19 protein-coding genes are annotated in these 21,141 nt (G+C 61.6%); 9 read left to right on the top strand and 10 right to left on the bottom strand.

What is annotated here, in order from left to right; all coding sequences use genetic code 11:
- Positions 1-155 precede the first annotated feature (155 nt).
- Positions 156-1,466 (top strand): PQQ-dependent sugar dehydrogenase, encoded by a 1,311-nt coding sequence (locus tag JMN22_RS25555; RefSeq protein WP_198798069.1) that lies wholly within the window; start codon positions 156-158, stop codon positions 1,464-1,466.
- Between the two features lie 144 nt (positions 1,467-1,610).
- Here the strand turns inward: JMN22_RS25555 and JMN22_RS25550 are convergent, their stop codons facing one another.
- From JMN22_RS25550 to JMN22_RS25530, 5 genes are all read right to left on the bottom strand, one after another.
- Positions 1,611-2,144, bottom strand: coding sequence for a C40 family peptidase (locus JMN22_RS25550; RefSeq protein ID WP_030142395.1), 534 nt, complete (start codon positions 2,142-2,144; stop codon positions 1,611-1,613).
- 166 nt (positions 2,145-2,310) lie between these two features.
- Positions 2,311-2,937 (bottom strand): C40 family peptidase, encoded by a 627-nt coding sequence (locus JMN22_RS25545; RefSeq protein WP_030142396.1) that lies wholly within the window; start codon positions 2,935-2,937, stop codon positions 2,311-2,313.
- A 213-nt stretch (positions 2,938-3,150) separates the two neighbouring features.
- Complete coding sequence (hda, locus tag JMN22_RS25540; protein ID WP_003178999.1) at positions 3,151-3,855, bottom strand: DnaA regulatory inactivator Hda; 705 nt, start codon at positions 3,853-3,855, stop codon at positions 3,151-3,153.
- Positions 3,856-4,024: 169 nt separating this feature from the next.
- Complete coding sequence (locus tag JMN22_RS25535; protein ID WP_030142397.1) at positions 4,025-5,098, bottom strand: AI-2E family transporter; 1,074 nt, start codon at positions 5,096-5,098, stop codon at positions 4,025-4,027.
- Between the two features lie 31 nt (positions 5,099-5,129).
- Positions 5,130-6,188, bottom strand: a complete 1,059-nt coding sequence (locus tag JMN22_RS25530; protein WP_030142398.1) for a DUF2066 domain-containing protein — start codon at positions 6,186-6,188, stop codon at positions 5,130-5,132.
- Between the two features lie 364 nt (positions 6,189-6,552).
- On the opposite strand from JMN22_RS25530, the gene purM reads away from it, so the two are divergent.
- From purM to JMN22_RS25510, 4 genes are all read left to right on the top strand, one after another.
- On the top strand, positions 6,553-7,611 hold the full coding sequence (gene purM / locus JMN22_RS25525) for a phosphoribosylformylglycinamidine cyclo-ligase (RefSeq protein WP_030142400.1): 1,059 nt from the start codon (positions 6,553-6,555) through the stop codon (positions 7,609-7,611).
- A gap of 11 nt (positions 7,612-7,622) precedes the next feature.
- On the top strand, positions 7,623-8,273 hold the full coding sequence (gene purN, locus JMN22_RS25520) for a phosphoribosylglycinamide formyltransferase (RefSeq protein ID WP_030142401.1): 651 nt from the start codon (positions 7,623-7,625) through the stop codon (positions 8,271-8,273).
- A gap of 8 nt (positions 8,274-8,281) precedes the next feature.
- Positions 8,282-8,995: a DUF3108 domain-containing protein gene (locus tag JMN22_RS25515; protein WP_030142402.1), complete on the top strand. Its 714-nt coding sequence runs from the start codon at positions 8,282-8,284 to the stop codon at positions 8,993-8,995.
- Positions 8,996-9,398: 403 nt separating this feature from the next.
- Positions 9,399-9,593, top strand: a complete 195-nt coding sequence (locus JMN22_RS25510) for a hypothetical protein (protein WP_030142403.1) — start codon at positions 9,399-9,401, stop codon at positions 9,591-9,593.
- Between the two features lie 137 nt (positions 9,594-9,730).
- Here JMN22_RS25510 and JMN22_RS25505 read toward each other — a convergent pair whose 3' ends face one another.
- The 5 genes from JMN22_RS25505 to cysM all read right to left on the bottom strand — a co-directional run bounded on the left by JMN22_RS25505 (position 9,731) and on the right by cysM (position 15,885).
- A complete protein-coding gene (locus JMN22_RS25505; RefSeq protein ID WP_198798070.1) occupies positions 9,731-10,270 on the bottom strand; it encodes a DUF2058 domain-containing protein in 540 nt (179 codons plus the stop codon).
- A 26-nt stretch (positions 10,271-10,296) separates the two neighbouring features.
- Positions 10,297-11,130, bottom strand: a complete 834-nt coding sequence (mazG, locus tag JMN22_RS25500; RefSeq protein WP_198798071.1) for a nucleoside triphosphate pyrophosphohydrolase — start codon at positions 11,128-11,130, stop codon at positions 10,297-10,299.
- Between the two features lie 134 nt (positions 11,131-11,264).
- Positions 11,265-13,511, bottom strand: coding sequence for a GTP diphosphokinase (gene relA / locus JMN22_RS25495; protein WP_030142406.1), 2,247 nt, complete (start codon positions 13,509-13,511; stop codon positions 11,265-11,267).
- Between the two features lie 101 nt (positions 13,512-13,612).
- The gene (gene rlmD / locus JMN22_RS25490; RefSeq protein WP_198798072.1) at positions 13,613-14,983 is read right to left on the bottom strand and encodes a 23S rRNA (uracil(1939)-C(5))-methyltransferase RlmD; all 1,371 of its coding nucleotides are present in this window, start codon (positions 14,981-14,983) and stop codon (positions 13,613-13,615) included.
- Entirely contained in the window at positions 14,983-15,885 is a 903-nt protein-coding gene (gene cysM, locus JMN22_RS25485) for a cysteine synthase CysM (RefSeq protein WP_030142408.1), read from the bottom strand. The genes rlmD and cysM overlap by 1 nt, the downstream gene beginning before the upstream one ends.
- A 277-nt stretch (positions 15,886-16,162) precedes the next feature.
- Between cysM and JMN22_RS25480 the strand changes: the two genes are divergently transcribed.
- The 4 genes from JMN22_RS25480 to JMN22_RS25465 all read left to right on the top strand — a co-directional run bounded on the left by JMN22_RS25480 (position 16,163) and on the right by JMN22_RS25465 (position 21,040).
- On the top strand, positions 16,163-18,913 hold the full coding sequence (locus JMN22_RS25480) for a response regulator (protein ID WP_198798073.1): 2,751 nt from the start codon (positions 16,163-16,165) through the stop codon (positions 18,911-18,913).
- A 112-nt stretch (positions 18,914-19,025) separates the two neighbouring features.
- A complete protein-coding gene (locus JMN22_RS25475) occupies positions 19,026-20,015 on the top strand; it encodes a 2-hydroxyacid dehydrogenase (RefSeq protein ID WP_198798074.1) in 990 nt (329 codons plus the stop codon).
- A gap of 186 nt (positions 20,016-20,201) precedes the next feature.
- Positions 20,202-20,636, top strand: coding sequence for a hypothetical protein (locus tag JMN22_RS25470; protein WP_030142411.1), 435 nt, complete (start codon positions 20,202-20,204; stop codon positions 20,634-20,636).
- Positions 20,636-21,040 carry an META domain-containing protein gene (locus JMN22_RS25465; protein ID WP_198798075.1) on the top strand — a complete coding sequence of 135 codons (405 nt, stop codon included), beginning with the start codon at positions 20,636-20,638 and terminating at the stop codon, positions 21,038-21,040. The genes JMN22_RS25470 and JMN22_RS25465 overlap by 1 nt, the downstream gene beginning before the upstream one ends.
- The last annotated feature ends 101 nt before the right edge of the window (positions 21,041-21,141 follow it).

The raw sequence follows: 21,141 nt of genomic DNA, 5'->3' as shown, positions 1-21,141 counted from the left end.
TGGGCCAGTAGGCATAAATAATGACTGACCCACCGCATTCGCGAGCAAGCCCGCTCCCACCCAGATTTCACTTGGCTAAGCGGCCGCCCGCCATTGAACCATCCCACGTCTACGCTTCTCTATGAATAACACCATGCATTCATAGGGAAGCCCGCATGCTCAAGCCCTCTCATCTTTTGATCGTCGCCCTTGCTACAGGGCTAGTCGCTTGCGGCGAGTCTTCCACCTTGCAGGTTTCCGATGGGATCGGCCCGTCGCCGAAACTGCCCGAGCCGAACAAGACCCTGATCCCCACGGTGAATATCGCCGAAGCCGTCGGCTGGCCGGACGGCGCCAAGCCAACCCCGGCCCAGGGCCTGAAGGTAGTGGCGTTCGCCGAGGGGCTGGATCATCCACGCTGGCTCTATGTCCTGCCCAATGGCGATGTATTGGTGGCGGAAACCAACGCACCGCCCAAGCCCGACGATGCCAAGGGCATTCGTGGCTGGGTCATGAAAAAAGTCATGGGACGCGCCGGCGCTGGGGTGCCAAGCCCCAACCGCATTACGTTGCTGCGCGATGCAAACCATGACGGCGTTGCTGAAACCCGGACGATCTTCCTGGAAAATCTCAACTCACCGTTCGGCATGACGCTGGTAGGCAATGAGCTGTACGTGGCCGATACCGATCGGTTGATTCGCTTCCCTTATAAGGAAGGCGACACGAAGATCACGGCACAGCCGACCAAAGTGGTCGATTTGCCGGGCGGCACGCTCAACCACCACTGGACCAAGAACGTGATCGCCAGCCGGGACGGCAGCAAGCTGTACGTCACCACGGGCTCGAACAGCAACGTTGCGGAAAATGGCATGGAGGCGGAAGAAGGCCGCGCGGCGATCTGGGAGGTGGACCGGGCCACCGGCGCTCATCGCATTTTCGCCTCGGGCTTGCGCAACCCCAACGGCCTCGCATGGGAGCCCCGCAGTGGCGCGTTGTGGACCGCGGTAAACGAACGGGACGAGATTGGCAGTGACCTGGTGCCGGACTACATCACCTCGGTGAAGGATGGCGGTTTCTACGGTTGGCCCTACAGTTATTACGGGCAGAACGTGGACATCCGGGTCGAACCACAAAACCCCGAGCGGGTGGCCAAGGCTATCGCCCCCGACTATGCCGTCGGCCCCCACACGGCGTCATTGGGCCTGGCCTTCGCCGAAGGCAGCACCTTGCCCGCGCCCTTCACCGAAGGGGCCTTCGTCGGGCAGCACGGCTCCTGGAACCGCAAGCCCCACAGTGGTTATAAAGTGATCTTCGTCCCGTTTAGCGCAGGTAAACCGGTGGGACCACCGGTGGATGTGCTGACAGGTTTTCTCAACGCAGACGAAAAAGCCCAGGGCCGGCCGGTGGGCGTGGTGATTGATAAACAGGGCGGGGTGTTGGTGGCGGATGACGTCGGGAACAAGGTCTGGCGGGTTTCGAAGAACTAAGAACCGGAACCGAACCGTGGCGAGGGAGCTTGCTCCCGCTGGGCTGCGTAGCAGCCCCAAGCTTTTAGCGGTTGCTGCGCAACCGAGCGGGAGCAAGCTCCCTCGCCACAAGAGCCTCTCCAGCAGAGTCGATCTTCTTAATCGTCAGGGATTACGCGCCAGATGCTCCGGCTGCAACACGCGCTTGGCGCCCAGGTAGGCTTTCTGCCAATAGGCCTTGGACAGGCTGTCCAACTTGACCGTCCCGCCCGTGGCCGGCGCATGGACGAAACGCCCTTCCCCGACATAAATCCCGGCGTGGCTGACCTGGGAGCCGCCATTGGTGGCGAAGAAAACCAGGTCGCCGGTCTCCAACGCATCCTTGCCGACCTCCGGCGCTCGCATGCTGATCATTTCCCGGGTGGAACGCGGCAGGGAAATACCGGCGGCGTCACGGTACACGTAGCCGATCAAGCCACTGCAATCGAAACCTGAATCCGGCGTGTTGCCACCCCAGCGATAGGGCGTTCCCACGAGCCCCAGCGCGCGGAACAGCACGTCTTCAGCGGCCGGAGACGAAGGTTGGGAGGGAGCGAATACCACCGGAGCCCGCACGGGTGCGGGTGGCGGAGTACGACTGGCACATGCGCTGAGCAGCGCGGCAAGGAGCATGAGAGCGAGGCGGGCCGACGTCGACATATGCAGAACAATCCTGATCTGGATGCGGCTTTTTCTGCCGTGGAGATGGAAACAAATCCGCCCGCGTAATACGCAGGCGGATTGCCATCAATCAATGATCAAGGATTCTAGCGGCTATGGGGCAAACTTCAAGTAAGACTTTAAGTTTGCCCTACAAACTGTGCGCTTACTTGCGAGCGGTGACCACGGTCGGTGCCATGGCGAGGGCGCGCTTGGCTTCGAGGAAGGTCTTGCTCCAGTAGCTGTCGCCCAGGCTGTCGATTCGCACCCCACCGCTGCGGCGGCTGCTGGAGTGGATGAACTGGTTGTCACCCAGGTAGATACCGGCGTGGCTGACACGACCGCGACGACCGTTGGTGCTGAAGAACAGCAAGTCACCCGGTTCCAGCTGATTGCGTGCAACCAGTGGGGCGTTCACGTTGATCATTTCGCGAGTGGAACGCGGCAGGTTCATGCCGGCCTCTTCGCGGAACAGATAACCGATGAAACCGCTGCAATCGAAGCCGGCCTCAGACGTACCGCCAAAACGATAACGAGTACCGATCAAGGACATGCCACGCTCCAGGATGCTGTCTGCCAGCACTGGAAGCTGATAAGGCTTGCTGCCGGCGAACTCTGCCAGCTCTTTGTCGGTGGCCATTTCTTCCTGGAACGCAACGGAGGAAGACTGGGCGGTTACGGAATTCTTGACCTGTACTTGCGGCGCTTGCTGGGACACTGGGGAGTGGGCAGCGCAACCGAACAACAGGCTAACGAGTGCGAGAGGCACGAGGGGTGCGAAGCGATTTAGCATGGGCACGACCGTGGCTGAAGTAGTAAAGATGGCGAGACTATGCCTTCTATCGTCCTCATTTGCAAATTCAATCGATGCAAATGTGACTTCTCGGTTTTACGTTTACATCTAAGCGCTTAAGCCCCATTTAGAACGTCACGCAGCCTGCAACCCAGCAGGACCGCGGGTTTCGCCGCGCCCAGAGCAGGCTATAAGCCACTATTTGCGCCGGTTCTACCAGCCCAAGGTTTCTTTCAAAAAAGGAATAGTCAGCTTGCGCTGCGCCTGGAGGGAGGCCTGGTCGAGGCGTTCGAGCAGCTCGAACAACGCGCTCATGCTGCGGGTGCCACGGGTGAGGATGAAATGCCCGACCTCATCGGTCAGGTGCAGGCCACGGCGGGAAGCGCGCAGTTGCAGCGCCCGCAGCTTGTCTTCATCGGAGAGCGGGCGCATCTGGAAAATCAGCGCCAGGGTCAGGCGGGATTTCAAGTCAGCCAGTTTAACCGGCAGCTCTCGCGGCGACGTGGATGCCGCGATCAACAAGCGCCGCCCACTGTCGCGCAACCGGTTGAACAGGTGGAACAGCGCTTCTTCCCAATCAGCCTTGCCGGCCACGGCCTGGAGATCGTCCAGGCAGACCAGTTCGTATTGTTCAAGGTTGTCGAGAATTTCAACACCGCGATCAAGCAGCTCGGCCAGCGGCAGGTAAACCGCCGGCTCGCCCAGTTGTTCGAATCGCAGGCACGCAGCCTGCAGAAGATGCGTGCGCCCTACTCCATCCTTGCCCCACAGGTAGATCAGGCTCTCGGTCCAGCCAGCGTCGGCTTCGCAAAGCCGCTCGACATAGCCGAGTGCAGCGGCATTGGCGCCTGGATAGTAGTTGATGAAGGTGGCGTCATCACGCAGACGCACACCAAGGGGCAGCTGAATCGGTTTCATGCTGACTGAACAGTTCCAAAGGAACCATTAGTGGCCTCTGTGTAAAGTTCGCAAAGTTTATACCCGTGACGCGGACCGCACAATGCACCGGACCACGAGGAAAATCAAAGGTTTGCAGCGACAAGGGCGCGCAGCGTCAGTTTCCCTGACACCGCGCGCGCCCTTGGCCTTACAGGTCGGGGTCTTCGACGCCGCTATAGATGTCCGAATCCTTGTACAGATCGTGCACGTGACGCACCAGCACCATGATCACCGCTGCCACCGGCAGCGCCAGCAAAATCCCGGTGAAACCGAACAACTCGCCACCGGCCAGGATCGCGAAGATCACCGCCACCGGATGCAAGCCAATGCGATCGCCTACGAGCAGGGGCGTCAGTACCATGCCTTCCAAGGCCTGTCCAACCATGAACACCGCCACGATGCCGACCATGGGGTACAAGTCGCCGCCGAATTGGAACAGCCCGGCGACCAGCGCCGCGCCGATGCCGATGACAAATCCCATGTAAGGCACGATGGCCGCCAACCCGGCGATCATCCCGATCAACAACCCAAGCTCCAGCCCCACCAGCATCAACCCGGCCGCATAGATGAAGCCCAGCGCCACCATGACGAGCAACTGCCCGCGCACAAAGGCGCCCAGCACCTCATGGCATTCGCCGGTCAGGGTCATGATGCGTTCTTCGCGATGACGCGGCAGCAGGCTGCGGATCTTGGCCATCATCAGGTCCCAGTCACGCAGCAGATAGAAGGCCACCACCGGAATCAGCACCAGGTTCGCCAGCCAACCAATCAACGCCAGGCTCGAAGCCGTGGCCTGGCTCAACACAACCCCGACGATATCGGTGGTCTGGCCCATGTGCTCGCTGATGGCAGCCTTGACCCTGTCGAATTTCCAGAAGCCGTCCGCCAACCCCAGCTTCGATTGCACCCAAGGCACCGCGCTGTGCTGGAGCCAGTCGAGCATCTGTGGCGCCAGTTCATACAGGCGAAACAGTTGCTTGGCGAGCATGGGAATCAGCACCAGCAACAGGGCGCTGACGATCAAGGTAAACAGAGCGAACACCGCCACTACGCCCCAGGTCCTGGACAGCCCGAGCTTCTCCAGGCGATCCACCACCGGATCGAACAGATAGGCCAACAGCAGCGCAACCAGGAACGGCGTGAGGATCGGATGCAGCAAGTAGATAAATGCAATCAGCAGGGCGACCCCACCCAACCAGAACCAACGCCGCGTATCGCCCATGAACCACTCCTGATCCTATATAAAGAAGAAACTACCAGCGGAACCGCAGATTGGCCGCCGGCGCCGGCGCTGGCTGGGCGGGCGCAACGGTCCCATCGACGGCGGGCTGGGCCGCAGGCGGTGGCGCAACAGCCTCACCGGCGGGGATTTCCTGCAGCTTCGCCAGGGCCAACTGCGCCTTCAACTGCTCGGCACTGCCGTTGACCTTGTAGAAACTCATGTCACCCTCGACCCGCTGCAACTGCCCAGCGAACGGTTCGAGCAACCGCCCCAGCGCCGCGTAACGCTCAAGATTCATGCCCTGCACTTCCAGCAACTGCTCGGTCGCCACGCCCGGCTTGGCCACGAAACGTGGTGCCAGGCGCTGGCTCACCGCCAACATTACGGCATCGGCCAATGCCGCCGGATCAGCCCCTTGCGCGCTGCCTTGTTCGCGCTGGTCGCCCAACCACAGGCGCCAAGTCGCTTGCCATTGGCCGCCCTCTTCTTTCGCGTGGACAGCCAGCAAGGCGTCGGAGCCATAACGCTCCGAAGCATTACGCAACGGGGCCGGATCATTGCCTTCCAGGCTGGGTGCCGTCGCGACAATCTGCTCGCTCAGGTCAGCCAGCGGCAAGTGCAACGGCAAACCCCGGTGCTGAGCGGCACGGCGCAGCGGCGTAGCGCTGCCTTGCCCATCCCCCACCAGGCTGGAACCTTCCGCCGAATCATTCAGCCACCAGGCCAGGATCGAAGGACGATTCGCTCCCCAAAGCGATAGACCCGCCGAGCGCAACGCGCGATCGGTGCTGGCGGGATCGAAGTCCACCTGCAGGCTCTCAGGCGGACCGGCATCGTAGCCGTATTGAAGAATGATTTGCTGCGGGTCCTTGCGGATCGCCGCCAGGCCTGGGTTCTGCGCAGCCTTGGTGTCACCGGTCAGGCGCAGCACCAAGGTGTCCAGGGCTCGCAATGTCGCCTGGTTACGCTCGTCCGGCGCCTGGCTGCTGACCGGCTCACGCACCTGGTAAAGGTTATTGAGGGTTTCGGCATGGCTCGCGAGGCTGACCAGCGACAAGCAGCCAACAGACAAGAATTTGAACAAACGCATGGAAGATTCCCGGACATAACGGCTGGCACCGGCCGTGTGGAGAAGATTGAGCATGGCTGTGACACGGCACCAGGCAAAACATTCACCTGCCCGATGCAAGTTTCCACGGTCATAACCATAGTCGCTTACCGCTACACCTTATACAGACGCGTCGCACAGTACCAATACAAGAAATATCGGTTTTTTTTGGCGGATATGTCCCTGCCCGTCGGCGCGAGGATGGCCGCTGCTCCACAAGCCTGATAAAATCGCGCGCCTTCGCAGACCGGCAATGGCTGGGCACCCGGAATAATTCGTACAACGGTTATTCAACGGCCCCGGCGATCGGTCGTTACCCAGAAATCCCCCTTTAAAGGCCTGGATCATGAGCAAGCAACCCTCCCTGAGCTACAAGGACGCCGGTGTAGACATCGACGCCGGTGAAGCATTGGTCGAACGCATCAAGAGCGTCGCCAAGCGCACCGCGCGCCCGGAAGTCATGGGCGGCCTGGGCGGTTTCGGCGCCCTCTGCGAGATCCCGGCCGGCTACAAGCAACCGGTCTTGGTCTCGGGCACCGACGGCGTCGGCACCAAGCTGCGCCTGGCCCTGAACCTGAACAAGCACGACAGCATCGGCATCGACCTGGTGGCCATGTGCGTGAACGACCTGGTGGTCTGCGGCGCCGAACCGCTGTTCTTCCTTGACTACTACGCCACCGGCAAGCTGAACGTCGACACCGCTGCCCAGGTCGTGACCGGCATCGGCGCCGGCTGCGAGCTGTCCGGTTGCTCCCTGGTCGGCGGCGAAACCGCTGAAATGCCTGGCATGTACGAAGGCGAAGACTACGACCTGGCCGGCTTCTGCGTCGGTGTCGTGGAAAAAGCCGAAATCATCGACGGCTCGAAAGTCGCGGCTGGCGATGCCCTGCTCGCCCTGCCATCTTCCGGCCCGCACTCCAACGGCTACTCGCTGATCCGCAAGATCATCGAAGTGTCCGGCGCCGACATCGAGAACACCCAGCTCGACGGCAAGCCGCTGGCCGACCTGCTGATGGCCCCGACCCGCATCTACGTCAAGCCGTTGCTCAAGCTGATCAAGGACACCGGCGCCGTCAAGGCGATGGCCCACATCACTGGCGGTGGCCTGCTGGACAACATCCCGCGCGTGCTGCCAAAAGGTGCCCAGGCCATGGTCGACGTGGCGAGCTGGACCCGCCCGGCGGTATTCGACTGGCTGCAAGAAAAAGGCAACGTCGATGAAACCGAAATGCACCGCGTGCTGAACTGCGGCGTGGGCATGGTCATCTGCGTGGCCCAGGAGCACGTCGAAACCGCCCTGAACGTATTGCGTGAAGCCGGCGAACAGCCTTGGGTCATCGGCCAGATCGCCACTGCGGCGGAAGGCGCTGCACAAGTCGAGCTGAAAAATCTTAAGGCACATTGATGCACGAGCAGATGCCTGCAACCTGTAACGTCGTGGTGCTGCTGTCCGGCACCGGCAGTAACCTGCAGGCCCTGATCGACAGTACGCGGACCGGCGACAGCCCGGTCCGCATCCGCGCGGTGATCTCCAACCGCGCCGACGCCTACGGCCTGCAACGCGCCAAGGATGCGGGAATCGACACCCGCGTCCTGGATCACAAGGCGTTCGAGGGCCGCGAAGCCTTCGACGCCGCACTGATCGAACAGATCGACACCTTCAATCCGCAACTGGTCGTACTCGCCGGCTTCATGCGCATTCTCAGCGCTGGCTTCGTGCGGCACTACCAGGGACGCCTGTTCAATATCCATCCCTCGCTGCTGCCCAAATACAAAGGGTTACACACTCATCAGCGAGCGCTGGAGGCCGGAGACACGGAGCATGGCTGCTCGGTGCACTTTGTCACCGAGGAACTCGATGGCGGACCACTGGTCGTACAGGCAGTAATACCGGTAGAGTTGCACGACACGCCGCAAAGCCTGGCGCAACGGGTCCATGCCCGCGAGCACCAGATCTACCCGATGGCCGTGCGTTGGTTTGCCGAAGGACGGCTGACCCTCGACGATCGCGGTGCTTCACTGGACGGCCAGTTGCTCGCCGCCAGCGGCCATTTGATTCGATACTAGGAGATTTTATGCGTCGCGCCCTGCTCTTCGCTTGCGCTCTGCTTGCCTTGCCCCTGGCACAGGCCGCAGACCTTCAACCGTTCTCCGCCAGCTACACCGCCGACTGGAAACAGTTGCCCATGAGCGGCACCGCCGAGCGCAGCCTGACCAAGGAGGCAAACGGTACCTGGAAGCTGAGCTTCAAGGCTTCGATGATGATCGCCAGCCTGACCGAAGAAAGCACCCTGACGCTGGACAAGGACACCTTGCTTCCGCAGTCCTACCACTTCGAGCGCGGTGGCCTGGGCAAGGCCAAGAAGGCTGACCTGGACTTCGATTGGAACACCAAGATGGTCACCGGCACCGATCGCGGTGACGCAGTCAAGATCCCGCTGAACCGGGGCATGGTCGACAAATCGACTTATCAGCTTGCCCTGCAGCATGACGTGGCGGCCGGCAAGAAAAGCATGAGCTATCAGGTCGTCGATGATGGCGAAATCGATACTTATGATTTCCGCGTGCTGGGCTCGGAAAAAGTCGACACCAAGGCCGGCCAGATCGACGCGATCAAGGTCGAGCGCGTGCGCGACCCGACACAGAGCAAGCGCATCACCGTGCTCTGGTTCGCCAAGGACTGGGACTACCTGCTGGTACGCCTGCAACAGGTCGAGACCGACGGCAAGGAGTACAACATCATGCTCCAGGACGGCACGGTCAACGGCAAGGCTGTGAAAGGCAGCTGATCGACGCCGATAACACCAAGCCCCGCAAATGCGGGGCTTTTTGTTGCCCGGATTTCAAACCCACCCAATGGGCCTTTGGGAGTAAACCTGTGGGAGCGAGCTTGCTCCGGGCGGCGATCCGACGATAGCGCCGGATCAGCCAACTCCACTATCAACTGACACACTGCTATCGCGAGCAAGCTCGCTCCCACAGGTTTTATTTACGCTCACGCCTGGCAACATGAAAACTTTTTCATGAACACCACCTGCGACCGAATGCCGCGCCCTGCCTGGCCTGCAGGATTGTTGCGCTTTTCATGAAAACTTCTTAACGAGCCGGGGCATTTACTTAGCACGCTACCAAAATCTATAACAAAGTCCTGCACACGCCTTGCTGCAGATAACAGAGATTGGAGCTTGCAAGATGACTGTGAAAGTAACTGAACGCGACGACGCCCATATGTCCCACGAAGGGATTGCCGCCGGTATCCGGATCTGGGACGTGCATCAACAGGACATGCTGGTAGGGATGTTCCACTCCGAGACGGACGCCCACAGCTACAAAGCCGAGCTGGAGCGCGAGGAGCGGCAGCGTTTGCGTGAGACAGCTGAATCCTGAACCACACAAAACACCTGTGGGAGCGAGCTTGCTCGCGATAGCATCGTATCAGTCAATATTTCTGTCACTGATATACCGCTATCGCGAGCACGCTCGCTCCCACAGGGTTTGTGTTCAACTCAATAGCATTGTCCCGCTTACCACATCAAATCATCAGGAATCTGATAGGCCGCGTACGGATCATCGGCATCGACTTCTTCGGTCTGGGTGTTGAGCTGGACGATGCGCTTGGGGTCGCGCTCCTGGATCTTCAGCGCCGCTTCGCGCGGGATCACTTCGTAGCCGCCGGCATGGTGAACGATCGCCAGGGAGCCGCTGCTGAGCTTGTTGCGCATCAGCGTATTGACCGAGATGCGCTTGACCTTCTTGTCGTCGACAAAATTGTAGTAGTCCTCGGTGGTCAGCTTCGGCAGGCGCGAGACTTCGATCAATTGCTTGATCTGCGCAGCCCGGGCTTTCTGCTCGGCCTTTTCCTGCTGCTGGCGATTGAGTTCCTGGTCGCGCTTGACCTTCTCGGCCATGGCTTCCTGGGCAGCACGCTGCTGGGAATCATCCAGTTCGACCTGGCCTTTGTGGGCCAGGCGTTGCTGTTTCTGTTTCTCTTTGCCGACCTGCTTGGCCTGCTTTTGGTTGACCAGCCCTGCTTTGAGCAACTGGTCGCGAAGGGAAAGGCTCATGGTGCTTACTCACTTAGGCAACGGCCTCAGCCACAGCTGGGCAAATTCTTTTCCTGACGTTTGGCTTCGCCCCACAAGGCGTCCAACTCTTCGAGGGTGCAATCTTCCATGGGACGGTGGGTGTCGCGCAATGCCTGTTCGATAAATCGGAAACGGCGCTCGAACTTCGCGTTGGCGCCACGCAGGGCTGTCTCGGGGTCCACCTTGAGGTGTCGCGCCAGGTTGACCACGCTGAACAACAGATCGCCCACCTCATCGCTGATGGCTACGGGATCGTTGTCTGCCATGGCTTCAAGCACTTCGTCCAGCTCTTCCCTGACCTTATCGAGTACCGGTAACGGCCCCGGCCAGTCGAAACCCACCTGGCCAGCACGCTTCTGCAGTTTTGCCGAACGGGACAAAGCCGGCAGCGCCGCCGGGACGTCGTCGAGCAACGACAGCTGCTCGGGCGCCGAAGCCTTCTCGGCACGTTCTTCGGCCTTGATTTCTTCCCAGCGCTGCTTGACCTGCTCTTCGCTCAATCGCGGGATATCCACCGGTGCATACAAGTCACCGGTAGGAAACACGTGGGGATGGCGACGAACAAGCTTGCGCGTGATGCTATCGACCACGCCGGCGAATTCGAAACGGTTCTCTTCCCGCGCCAATTGGCTGTAATACACCACCTGGAACAGCAAGTCGCCCAATTCGCCCTGCAAGTGATCGAAATCGCCGCGCTCGATCGCATCGGCCACTTCATAGGCTTCTTCCAGGGTATGGGGGACGATGGTGGCGTAGGTTTGCCTGATGTCCCACGGGCAACCATATTGCGGGTCCCGCAGGCGATTCATCAGGTGGAGCAGGTCTTCGAGGCTGTACATCAATCCATCCCGTCACAAAAAAACGTGTGGGCGCGTGCTTGCGCGGTATTGCGGTGTGTCAGATAACCTTGATGCGTCTGATATACCGCTATCGCGAGCAAGCTCGCTCCCACATAAACCAAGACAACCAGCGATCACCCCGGTGTCCGATTCCGCCGCGTCTCGATGATGTTCGGCAACTGGGAAATCCGCCCCAGCAACCGTCCCAATGCATCCAGCCCCGGAATCTCGATGGTCAGGGACATCAGCGCGGTATTGTCTTCCTTGTTCGAACGAGTGTTGACTGCCAGCACGTTGATCCGCTCGTTGAGCAACACCTGGGACACATCACGCAGCAGGCCGGAGCGGTCGTAGGCGCGAATGACAATGTCCACCGGATAGGTGAGCACCGGCACCGGGCCCCAACTGACCTGGATGATCCGTTCCGGTTCGCGCCCCGCCAATTGCAGCACCGAGGCGCAGTCCTGGCGGTGAATGCTCACGCCGCGGCCTTGGGTGATGTAGCCGACGATCGCATCCCCCGGCAACGGCTGGCAGCAGCCGGCCATCTGCGTCATCAGGTTGCCCACGCCCTGGATCTGGATGTCGCCGCGCTTGCCGGGCTTGTAGCCCGTGGCCTTGCGCGGGATCAACTCCAACTGTTCGTTGCCGCGCTCCGGCTCCACCAACTGCTGGGCCAGGTTGACCAGTTGCGCCAGGCGCAAATCGCCGGCACCGAGGGCGGCGAACATGTCCTCGGCAGTCTTCATGTTGGCTTTTTCGGCCAGCTTGTCGAAGTCCACCTGCGGCAGGCCGAGGCGACTCAGCTCGCGCTCGAGCAAGGTCTTGCCGGCGGCGACGTTCTGGTCGCGGGCCTGCAATTTGAACCAATGGACGATTTTCGCCCGTGCCCGCGAGGTGGTGATGTAGCCCAGGTTCGGGTTCAACCAGTCGCGGCTCGGCGTGCCGTGCTTGCTGGTGATGATCTCGACCTGCTCACCGGTCTGCAGGCTGTAGTTGAGCGGCACGATCCGCCCGTTGATCTTGGCGCCACGGCAGTTGTGGCCGATCTCGGTGTGGACCCGATAGGCGAAGTCCAGCGGCGTCGCACCCTTCGGCAAGTCGATCGCATGGCCGTCGGGCGTGAAGATGTAGACCCGGTCAGGTTCGATATCGACCCGCAGCTGTTCCGCCAGGCCGCCGATATCGCCGAGCTCCTCGTGCCATTCCAGCACCTGGCGCAACCAGGAGATTTTCTCTTCGTAATGGTTGGAGCCGGACTTGACGTCGGTGCCCTTGTATTTCCAGTGGGCGCAAACACCCAGCTCGGCTTCTTCGTGCATGGCGTGGGTGCGGATTTGCACTTCCAGCACCTTGCCTTCCGGGCCGATCACGGCAGTGTGCAGCGAGCGATAGCCGTTTTCCTTGGGGTTGGCGATGTAGTCGTCGAACTCCTTCGGGATGTGCCGCCACAAGGTGTGGACGATCCCCAGCGCGGTGTAGCAGTCGCGCATTTCCGGAACCAGCACGCGAACGGCGCGAACGTCGTAGATCTGGCTGAATTCCAGCCCTTTGCGCTGCATTTTTCGCCAGATCGAATAGATGTGCTTGGCGCGGCCACTGATATCGGCTTCGACGCCGGTGGCCTGCAGTTCTTCGCGCAACTGGGTCATCACATCGGTGATGAAGCGCTCGCGATCCAGGCGTCGCTCATGCAGCAGCTTGGCGATCTGCTTGTATTGGTCGGGCTCCAGGTAGCGGAAGGACAAATCCTCCAGCTCCCACTTGATATGACCAATACCGAGGCGATGGGCCAGCGGTGCATAAATGTCGAAAACTTCCCGGGCAACGCGATTGCGCTTCTCGTCGTCGGCGGATTTCACGGCACGGATCGCGCAGGTGCGCTCGGCCAGCTTGATCAATGCGACGCGCACGTCGTCAACCATCGCCACCAACATCTTGCGCAGGTTTTCCACCTGGCCCTGGGTGCCCAGCACCATGGACTGGCGCGGGCTGAGGCTGGCGCTGATCGCCGCCATGCGCAGCACGCCGTCGATCAGCTTGGCGACCACGGTGCCGAAGCGCTGGCTGACCACTGGCAACTGGATCTGCCCTTCGCGCACGCCACGGTACAGCACCGCGGCGACCAGTGAATCCTGGTCCAGCTTGAGGTCAGCGAGGATTTCCGCGATCTCGAGGCCTGTCTGGAAACTCGACGTGCCTTCGGACCACAGGTTCTTCGCCGCGTTGTGCTGCTGTTCCGCCTCGCGAGCGAACTCGCAGGCGGCCTTCAAGGCTTCGCGATCCAGTGCCGTGTCGATACTGACCGCGTGATCGAGCCAAGCCTCGAGATTGATACTGCCGTCGGTGTTGATCGGCTGGTGTGCTCTCACCTGTACCATCTTTACTTACCTTCCCTACGACGCAGATTCAATGCGTCAACATCGCTGACCTTCGTTGCCCGTGTTTCCGCCCAGGGCCGTGGCGGACTGGCACGAACGGGTCAGTCGGACAAGCCATCCTGGCTCGCTTCAAATAACGCCATGGCCTCGACATGCGCCGTTTGAGGAAACATATCGAGAATCCCGGCACGTTTTAACCGGTAGCCCTGCTTGATCAGTTCGACCGTATCCCGGGCCAAAGTTGCCGGGTTGCACGATACAAAAACCAACCGTCTGGCACCCAGGGACGACAGCTTGCGTACCACCTCGAAAGCACCGTCACGGGGTGGGTCCAAGAGTACCGCAGAAAAGCCTTCGCCGATCCATTCGGCACCCACCAAAGGCTGGGATAAATCGGCCTGAAAAAAAGCAGTGTTATGCAAATTGTTGCTGAGGGCGTTGGCCGCGGCACGGTCGACCATGGTCTGCACGCCTTCCACCGCCACCACCTCGCGCACGCTTTTGGCGAGCGGCAAGGCAAAATTGCCCAGGCCACAGAACAGATCCAGCACGCGCTCTTCGGATCGAGGCGCCAGCCATTGCAAGGCCTGGGCGACCATAGCCTCGTTGACGGCGGCATTCACCTGGATGAAATCCCCTGGCCGGTAAGCCAGGTCCAGGCCCCAGGTTTCCAGGCGATAGCCCAAGGACAATCCCGGATCGACCGGTTGCGGCTCGCCTTCGCCATGCAGCCATAACTGGGCTTCGTGGAGGGCGCAGAAATCCTTGAGGAGCGTCAGGTCGGCGTCCGACAGCGGCGCCATGTGCCGCAACAACAGCGCCAGGGACGAACCGGCGAACAATTCCACGTGGCCCAATGCCTGGGGCTTGCCCAAGCGGCGAAGCATTTCCGGCAAGCGGCTCATGATCGGCTGCAAGGGCTGTACCAGCACTGGGCATTCGTCGATGGCGACGATGTCCTGGCTGCCGACGGCACGGAAACCCACTTCGAGTTTTTTTGCTTTCTGGTCCCAACGCACCGCCACCCGGGCGCGACGCCGGTAACCGAATTCCGGCCCGCTCAAAGGCTCAGCCCATTCCTCCGGCTCGACGCCCGCCACCCGTGACAGTTGCTCGGCGAGCATGCGCTGTTTCAGGGCGAGTTGTTCGTTGTGGGGCAAGTGTTGGACGCTGCAGCCGCCGCAGCGACCGGCATGGACACACGGCGCGGCACGACGCAGCTCGCTGGGCGAAAACACCCGTTCGGTGCGGGCCTCGACCACTTTGCCGTGGGCCCCGAGCACCCGCGCCTCGACCTCTTCGCCGGCCAGTGCACCGATGACAAACCAGGTGCGCCCGTCGACAAAGGCAATGCCACGGCCATCGTTGGCCAGGCGCTCGATGGTCAGGCGCTGCTTTTTGCCGGTGGGCACTTGCGGGGCCCGGCTTCCGCCGCTGGGCTGGAAGCGCAAGCCTCGTTCTTGCTTGGCCATCAGTTGGGCGCGTCGAAAATGCCGGTCGACAGGTAACGGTCGCCACGGTCGCAGATGATCGCGACGATCACTGCATTCTCAACTTCCTTGGACAAGCGCAGCATGCCCGCCACGGCACCGCCGGAAGACACGCCGCAGAAGATGCCTTCTTCGCGAGCCAGGCGACGGGTCACGTCCTCGGCTTCGCTCTGGGCCATGTCGATGATCCGGTCCACGCGCTCGGCCTGGTAGATCTTCGGCAGGTATTCCTGGGGCCAGCGGCGAATGCCGGGGATCGCCGAGCCTTCCATCGGCTGCAATCCGACGATCTGTACGTTCGGGTTCTGTTCTTTCAAATAGCGCGAGGTGCCCATGATGGTGCCAGTGGTGCCCATCGAGCTGACGAAATGGGTGATCGTGCCGTCGGTCTGGCGCCAGATCTCCGGGCCCGTCGTGGTGTAGTGGGCCTCGGGGTTGTCACCGTTGGCGAACTGATCCAGCACCTTGCCACGGCCTTCGGCCTGCATGCGCTCGGCCAGGTCGCGAGCACCTTCCATGCCCTCTTCCTGAGTCACCAGGATCAGCTCGGCGCCATAAGCCGTCATCGCGGCTTTACGCTCGGCGCTGGAGTTGTCGGGCATGATCAGGATCATCTTGTAGCCCTTGATCGCCGCAGCCATCGCCAGGGCAATGCCGGTGTTGCCGGACGTCGCCTCGATCAGCGTATCGCCGGGCTGGATCTGCCCACGCAACTCGCCACGGGTGATCATCGACAGCGCCGGGCGGTCCTTGACCGAACCCGCCGGGTTGTTCCCTTCGAGCTTGAGCAGAAGCGTATTGCTGGTCGCGCCGGGCAGGCGCTGCAAACGAACCAGCGGAGTGTTGCCGACGCAATCGGCGATGGTTGGGTACTGCAAAGTCATGGCGTATTCGCAATCCGGGCTGCGGGGGCGCCTATCATACCGACAAACCCGGCGAGGCCATATCACGCAAAGTGTGGTGGTTATGGCTTATGGGAATAAGCGTGCGCATACCCAGCCCCCACACCCGACTTCCCTTGGTTGCGGTCCCCATGGATCACGAACCCGGCGTCCGTGAATTTTTACGAAGATCACCTGCCCGCAAATCGCTACACTGCGCAGGTATTGCGTGCCGGATGCGCGCAAAGCTCAATCAGACCGCTGGATGCAGGAGACAAGTGTGCTCAAGAAACTGGGAATCAAAGGCCGCGTCCTGTTGCTGACCCTGTTGCCGACCAGCCTGATGGCGCTGGTCCTGGGCGGCTATTTCACCTGGATGCAGCAGTCGGACCTGCACGCCCAGTTGCTGCAACGGGGCGAGATGATCGCCGAACAGCTGGCCCCGCTGGTTGCGCCGGCGATGAGCCAGCACGACACCGATCTGCTGGAGCGCATCGCCACCCAGTCCCTCGAACAAGCGGACGTACGCGCCGTGACCTTCCTCGCCCCCGACCGCTCGCCCCTGGCCCATGCCGGCCCGACCATGCTCAACCGCGCGCCCGACGGCAACAGTACACAGTTGCTGCAGCGCACCGGTAACGACGCGACGCGTTACTTGCTGCCGGTGTTCGGCAAGCACCGCAACCTGGCGGGTGAACTGATTCCCGAGGAAGCCGACCGCCTGCTGGGCTGGGTCGAGCTGGAGTTGTCCCACAGTGGCATGTTGCTGCGCGGTTATCGCAGCCTGTTCGCCAGCCTGTTGCTGATCGCCGCCGGCCTGGGATGCACCGGGCTGCTGGCCTTGCGCATGGGTCGCACCATCAATCGCCCGCTGAGCCAGATCAAGCAGGCCGTGGCGCAGCTCAAGGATGGCCACCTGGAAACCCGCCTGCCGCCGCTGGGCAGCCAGGAACTGGATGAGTTGGCGTCGGGCATCAATCGCATGGCCGGCACGTTGCAGAATGCCCAGGAAGAATTGCAGCACAGCATTGACCAGGCCACTGAAGACGTGCGCCAGAACCTGGAAACCATCGAGATCCAGAACATCGAGCTGGACCTGGCGCGCAAGGAAGCCCTGGAGGCGAGCCGGATCAAATCCGAATTCCTGGCAAACATGAGCCATGAAATCCGCACGCCGCTGAACGGCATCCTGGGTTTCACCCATTTATTGCAGAAAAGCGAACTGACTCCGCGCCAGCTCGACTACCTGGGCACCATCGAAAAATCCGCCGACAGCCTGCTCGGGATCATCAACGAGATCCTCGATTTTTCGAAGATCGAAGCCGGCAAGCTGGTACTCGACAACATCCCGTTCAACCTGCGGGACCTGTTGCAGGACACCCTGACCATCCTCGCCCCCGCCGCCCATGCCAAGCAGCTGGAATTGGTGAGCCTGGTCTACCGCGACACGCCTTTGTCGCTGGTGGGCGACCCGCTGCGCCTCAAGCAGATCCTCACCAACCTGGTGAGCAACGCGATCAAGTTCACCCGCGAAGGCACCATCGTCGCCCGCGCCATGCTCGAAGACGAGCATGAAGACAGCGTGCAATTGCGCATCAGCATCCAGGACACGGGCATCGGTCTCTCCGCCCAGGACGTCCGGGCGCTGTTCCAGGCCTTCAGCCAGGCCGATAACTCGCTGTCCCGGCAACCTGGCGGCACCGGGCTGGGCCTGGTGATTTCCAAGCGGCTGGTGGAACAGATGGGCGGCGAGATCGGCGTGGACAGTACGCCCGGCGAAGGTTCGGAGTTCTGGATCAGCCTGCGCCTGCCCAGGACCCGGGACGACGCCGAGGACTTGCCCGGCCCACCGCTGCTGGGTCGACGCGTCGCCGTCCTGGAAAATCATGAGCTGGCCCGCCAGGCCTTGCAGCACCAGCTTGAAGATTGCGGCCTGCAGGTCACGCCGTTCAATTCGCTGGAAAACCTGACCAACGGTGTCACCGTCGCCCACCAGACCGACCAGGCCATCGACCTGGCCGTGCTCGGCATTACCAGCAACGACATGCCGCCGGAACGCCTCAACCAGCACATCTGGGACCTGGAACACCTGGGCTGCAAAGTCCTCGTGCTTTGCCCGACCACCGAGCAGACGCTGTATCACCTCTCTGTTCCCAACCCCCACAGCCAGCTCCAGGCCAAGCCCGCCTGCACCCGCAAGTTGCGCCGCTCGCTGTCCGACCTGGTCAATCCGCGCCCATTGCGCAACGAACCCAACGAACCGGCGCCCAGCCGTGCCCCCAAAGTGCTGTGCGTGGACGACAACCCGGCCAACCTGCTGCTGGTGCAGACCTTGCTCGAAGACATGGGCGCCCGGGTGCTGGCGGTGGAAAGCGGTTACGCAGCGGTCAAGGCCGTGCAGAAGGAAACCTTCGACCTGGTCTTGATGGACGTGCAGATGCCCGGCATGGACGGTCGCCAGAGCACCGAGACGATTCGCCAGTGGGAAAGCGAGCGACACTGCTCGCCGCTGCCGATCGTCGCCCTCACCGCCCACGCCATGGCCAACGAGAAACGCGCCTTGCTGCAAAGCGGCATGGATGACTACCTGACCAAGCCCATCAGCGAGCGGCAACTGGCCCAGGTCGTGCTCAAATGGACCGGCCTGGCCTTGCGCAACCAAGTGCCGGACCGAGGCTGGGACGGCCATGGCAGCGGAGAGCTGCTGGTGCTCGATCACGAAGAAGGCTTGCGCCTGGCCGCGGGCAAGGCCGATCTGGCAGCGGACATGCTGGCAATGCTGCTGGCCTCCCTGGAAGCCGACCGCGAAGCCATTCGCCAGGCCAGCGAAGCCAACGATCACAACGCCCTGATCGAACGGGTCCACCGCCTGCACGGTGCCACGCGTTATTGCGGCGTACCGCAATTGCGCGCGGCCTGCCAGCGCAGCGAAACCCTGCTCAAGCAGCAGGATCCCAAAGCGGCGGCGGCCCTTGAGGACTTGGAGCGCGCCATCGATCGCCTGGCCAGCGAGGCGCGTATCAGTGCCTGATCCAAGGCAATATCCTGGAAATCGGAATCACTGAAAATCCCCGCTCCGCCCCCCGGACCGTAGGAGCTCCTACGCAGTTCCTACAGGCTTATTTTTTTGCCAGGAGGCCGTCATGCGCGCCATTATTTTCAGCAGCCAGACCTACGACCGTGACAGTTTCAGCAACGCGCCCGTACCTGCCAACCTGGAGCTGCAGTTTCAACCTGCACGCCTGAACCTCGACACCGTGGCCCTGGCCGAACGGCACGAGGTGGTGTGCGCCTTCATCAATGACGATCTCAGCGCCCCGGTGCTCGAACGACTGGCTGAAGGCGGCACGCGGCTGATCGCCTTGCGTTCGGCCGGCTACAACCATGTCGACCTGCTCGCCGCCAAACGCCTGGGATTGAGCATCGTCCGGGTGCCGGCCTATTCGCCCCATGCCGTGGCCGAACATGCGGTGGCGTTGATCATGATGCTCAACCGATGCCTGCACCGGGCCTGCAACCGCACCCGGGATGGCAACTTCAGCCTCAACGGGCTGACCGGCTTCGACCTGGTGGGCAAGACGGTGGGCGTGATCGGTACCGGCCAGATCGGCGCGACCTTCGCCCGGATCATGGCCGGCTTCGGCTGCCAGTTGCTGGCGTACGACCCTTATCCCAATCCCCAGGTCGAAGCCCTGGGCGCCCGTTATGTGCCGCTAGCCGATCTGCTGGCGCAAGCGCAGATCATCAGCCTGCATTGCCCGCTCAACGAACAGAGCCGACACCTGATCAACGCCCGTTCCCTGGAAACCATGCAACGCGGCGCGATGCTGATCAACACCGGTCGCGGCGGCCTGGTGGACACACCGGCACTGATCGAAGCGTTGAAAAGCGGCCAGTTGGGGTATCTGGGACTCGATGTCTATGAGGAAGAAGCCCAACTCTTCTTCGAGGACCGCTCCGGCCTGCCATTGCAGGACGACGTTCTCGCACGACTGCTGACCTTTCCCAATGTCGTCGTGACCGCCCACCAGGCATTCCTGACTCGGGAAGCCTTGGCGGCGATCGCCACCACTACCTTGGACAATATCGCGGCCTGGGCCGCCGGCGCGCCGCAGAACCTGATAGCCAACTAGCCCCCCTGTGGGAGCGAGCCTGCTCGCGAATTAGATGGGTCATCTGACATCATTGCTGACTGATACACCGCTTTCGCGAGCAGGCTCGCTCCACAGGGGATGCATGGAGTTTCGTCGGCATGCCTTCCATCTGGATCATTCCAAGCCATGCCCCGTGCTAGCATGTCGCGCCTATTTGGAGGACCCATGGCCGAACACGATTTCCGCTACACCCTGATGAACCCACAGCACACCTTGACCGAGGTCCGCGCGCTGGCGCCGGGTCGTTATCAGGTCACCGGCAACGGCGGTTCGATCCAGGCCAACGATGTATTGCTCGTCACCCTCAAGGGCAGCAAGGATTTGTCCATGCGACTGACCGTGGACACCGTTCGCCATCTGCTCAAGCCGATGGGCCAATGGACCGCCATGACCACCGGCCCGGTGTTCGGCGAACTGGCGATCCACACCTGGCAGGTCAATTGCGACCGCTGCGCCAAGGAGCTGAGCTTCGAATTCGCCGTCGATGCCAAGCTTGGCACCAAGGCCCAGAAGCCAGCCGCCACCGCACGCATCGCCGAGTTGGGCTGGACGACGGTCGGCGAAAAACACCTGTGCCCTCAATGCCAGGAAGCCGCTTGATGAAACGCCTGGTCCTGGCCGCGCTGATCGGCGCCGGCCTGCTGGGTTGTGCCGGTGAGCCGGTGCAACTGCAACAAAACCGCAGCTACATCCTTGAATGGATTGGTGAGCGACCATTGATGGATTACAGCCACCTGACCATCACCCTGGGCGATGATGGCCGGGCCTATGGCAATGCCGGCTGCAACCATTGGTTTGCGCCGTATACCCTGGAAGGCCATCGGTTGAGTTTCGGCAAGGTTGGCAGTACCCGCAAACTCTGCGCCCCGGCAGTGATGGAGCAGGAGACGCGTTTCTTGCAGGCGCTGGAGAAGGTAGAGCGCTGGGACGTTTCGCCCATCGAACAGATGCGTTTCTGGCCCGCCCAGGGCAAGCCGCTGCGTTGGTGGTTGGAAGAAGGCTGAGAACAGCTGTTCGGGTTAACTGTGTGGCGAGGGAGCTTGCTCCCGCTGGACCGGTCCGACGCGTCGGGCGTAGCAGGCCCCTGCTTTCTACCTGACACACC

Origin of the sequence: Pseudomonas sp. HB05 (genome assembly GCF_016756915.1) — a bacterium.
Lineage (GTDB): Bacteria > Pseudomonadota > Gammaproteobacteria > Pseudomonadales > Pseudomonadaceae > Aquipseudomonas > Aquipseudomonas alvandae.
The sequence above is the reverse complement of the archived record's forward strand: the minus strand, read 5'-3'. Positions and strand labels throughout refer to the sequence as shown.

What these genes read in the sequence shown, in the direction of transcription:
- JMN22_RS25555 (WP_198798069.1), top strand. Translation starts at nt 156, where the DNA reads ATGCTCAAGCCCTCTCATCTTTTGATCGTCGCCCTTGCTACAGGGCTA.
- JMN22_RS25550 (WP_030142395.1), bottom strand. Translation starts at nt 2,144, where the DNA reads ATGTCGACGTCGGCCCGCCTCGCTCTCATGCTCCTTGCCGCGCTGCTC.
- JMN22_RS25545 (WP_030142396.1), bottom strand. Translation starts at nt 2,937, where the DNA reads ATGCTAAATCGCTTCGCACCCCTCGTGCCTCTCGCACTCGTTAGCCTG.
- hda (WP_003178999.1), bottom strand. Translation starts at nt 3,855, where the DNA reads ATGAAACCGATTCAGCTGCCCCTTGGTGTGCGTCTGCGTGATGACGCC.
- JMN22_RS25535 (WP_030142397.1), bottom strand. Translation starts at nt 5,098, where the DNA reads ATGGGCGATACGCGGCGTTGGTTCTGGTTGGGTGGGGTCGCCCTGCTG.
- JMN22_RS25530 (WP_030142398.1), bottom strand. Translation starts at nt 6,188, where the DNA reads ATGCGTTTGTTCAAATTCTTGTCTGTTGGCTGCTTGTCGCTGGTCAGC.
- purM (WP_030142400.1), top strand. Translation starts at nt 6,553, where the DNA reads ATGAGCAAGCAACCCTCCCTGAGCTACAAGGACGCCGGTGTAGACATC.
- purN (WP_030142401.1), top strand. Translation starts at nt 7,623, where the DNA reads ATGCCTGCAACCTGTAACGTCGTGGTGCTGCTGTCCGGCACCGGCAGT.
- JMN22_RS25515 (WP_030142402.1), top strand. Translation starts at nt 8,282, where the DNA reads ATGCGTCGCGCCCTGCTCTTCGCTTGCGCTCTGCTTGCCTTGCCCCTG.
- JMN22_RS25510 (WP_030142403.1), top strand. Translation starts at nt 9,399, where the DNA reads ATGACTGTGAAAGTAACTGAACGCGACGACGCCCATATGTCCCACGAA.
- JMN22_RS25505 (WP_198798070.1), bottom strand. Translation starts at nt 10,270, where the DNA reads ATGAGCCTTTCCCTTCGCGACCAGTTGCTCAAAGCAGGGCTGGTCAAC.
- mazG (WP_198798071.1), bottom strand. Translation starts at nt 11,130, where the DNA reads ATGTACAGCCTCGAAGACCTGCTCCACCTGATGAATCGCCTGCGGGAC.
- relA (WP_030142406.1), bottom strand. Translation starts at nt 13,511, where the DNA reads ATGGTACAGGTGAGAGCACACCAGCCGATCAACACCGACGGCAGTATC.
- rlmD (WP_198798072.1), bottom strand. Translation starts at nt 14,983, where the DNA reads ATGGCCAAGCAAGAACGAGGCTTGCGCTTCCAGCCCAGCGGCGGAAGC.
- cysM (WP_030142408.1), bottom strand. Translation starts at nt 15,885, where the DNA reads ATGACTTTGCAGTACCCAACCATCGCCGATTGCGTCGGCAACACTCCG.
- JMN22_RS25475 (WP_198798074.1), top strand. Translation starts at nt 19,026, where the DNA reads ATGCGCGCCATTATTTTCAGCAGCCAGACCTACGACCGTGACAGTTTC.
- JMN22_RS25470 (WP_030142411.1), top strand. Translation starts at nt 20,202, where the DNA reads ATGGCCGAACACGATTTCCGCTACACCCTGATGAACCCACAGCACACC.
- JMN22_RS25465 (WP_198798075.1), top strand. Translation starts at nt 20,636, where the DNA reads ATGAAACGCCTGGTCCTGGCCGCGCTGATCGGCGCCGGCCTGCTGGGT.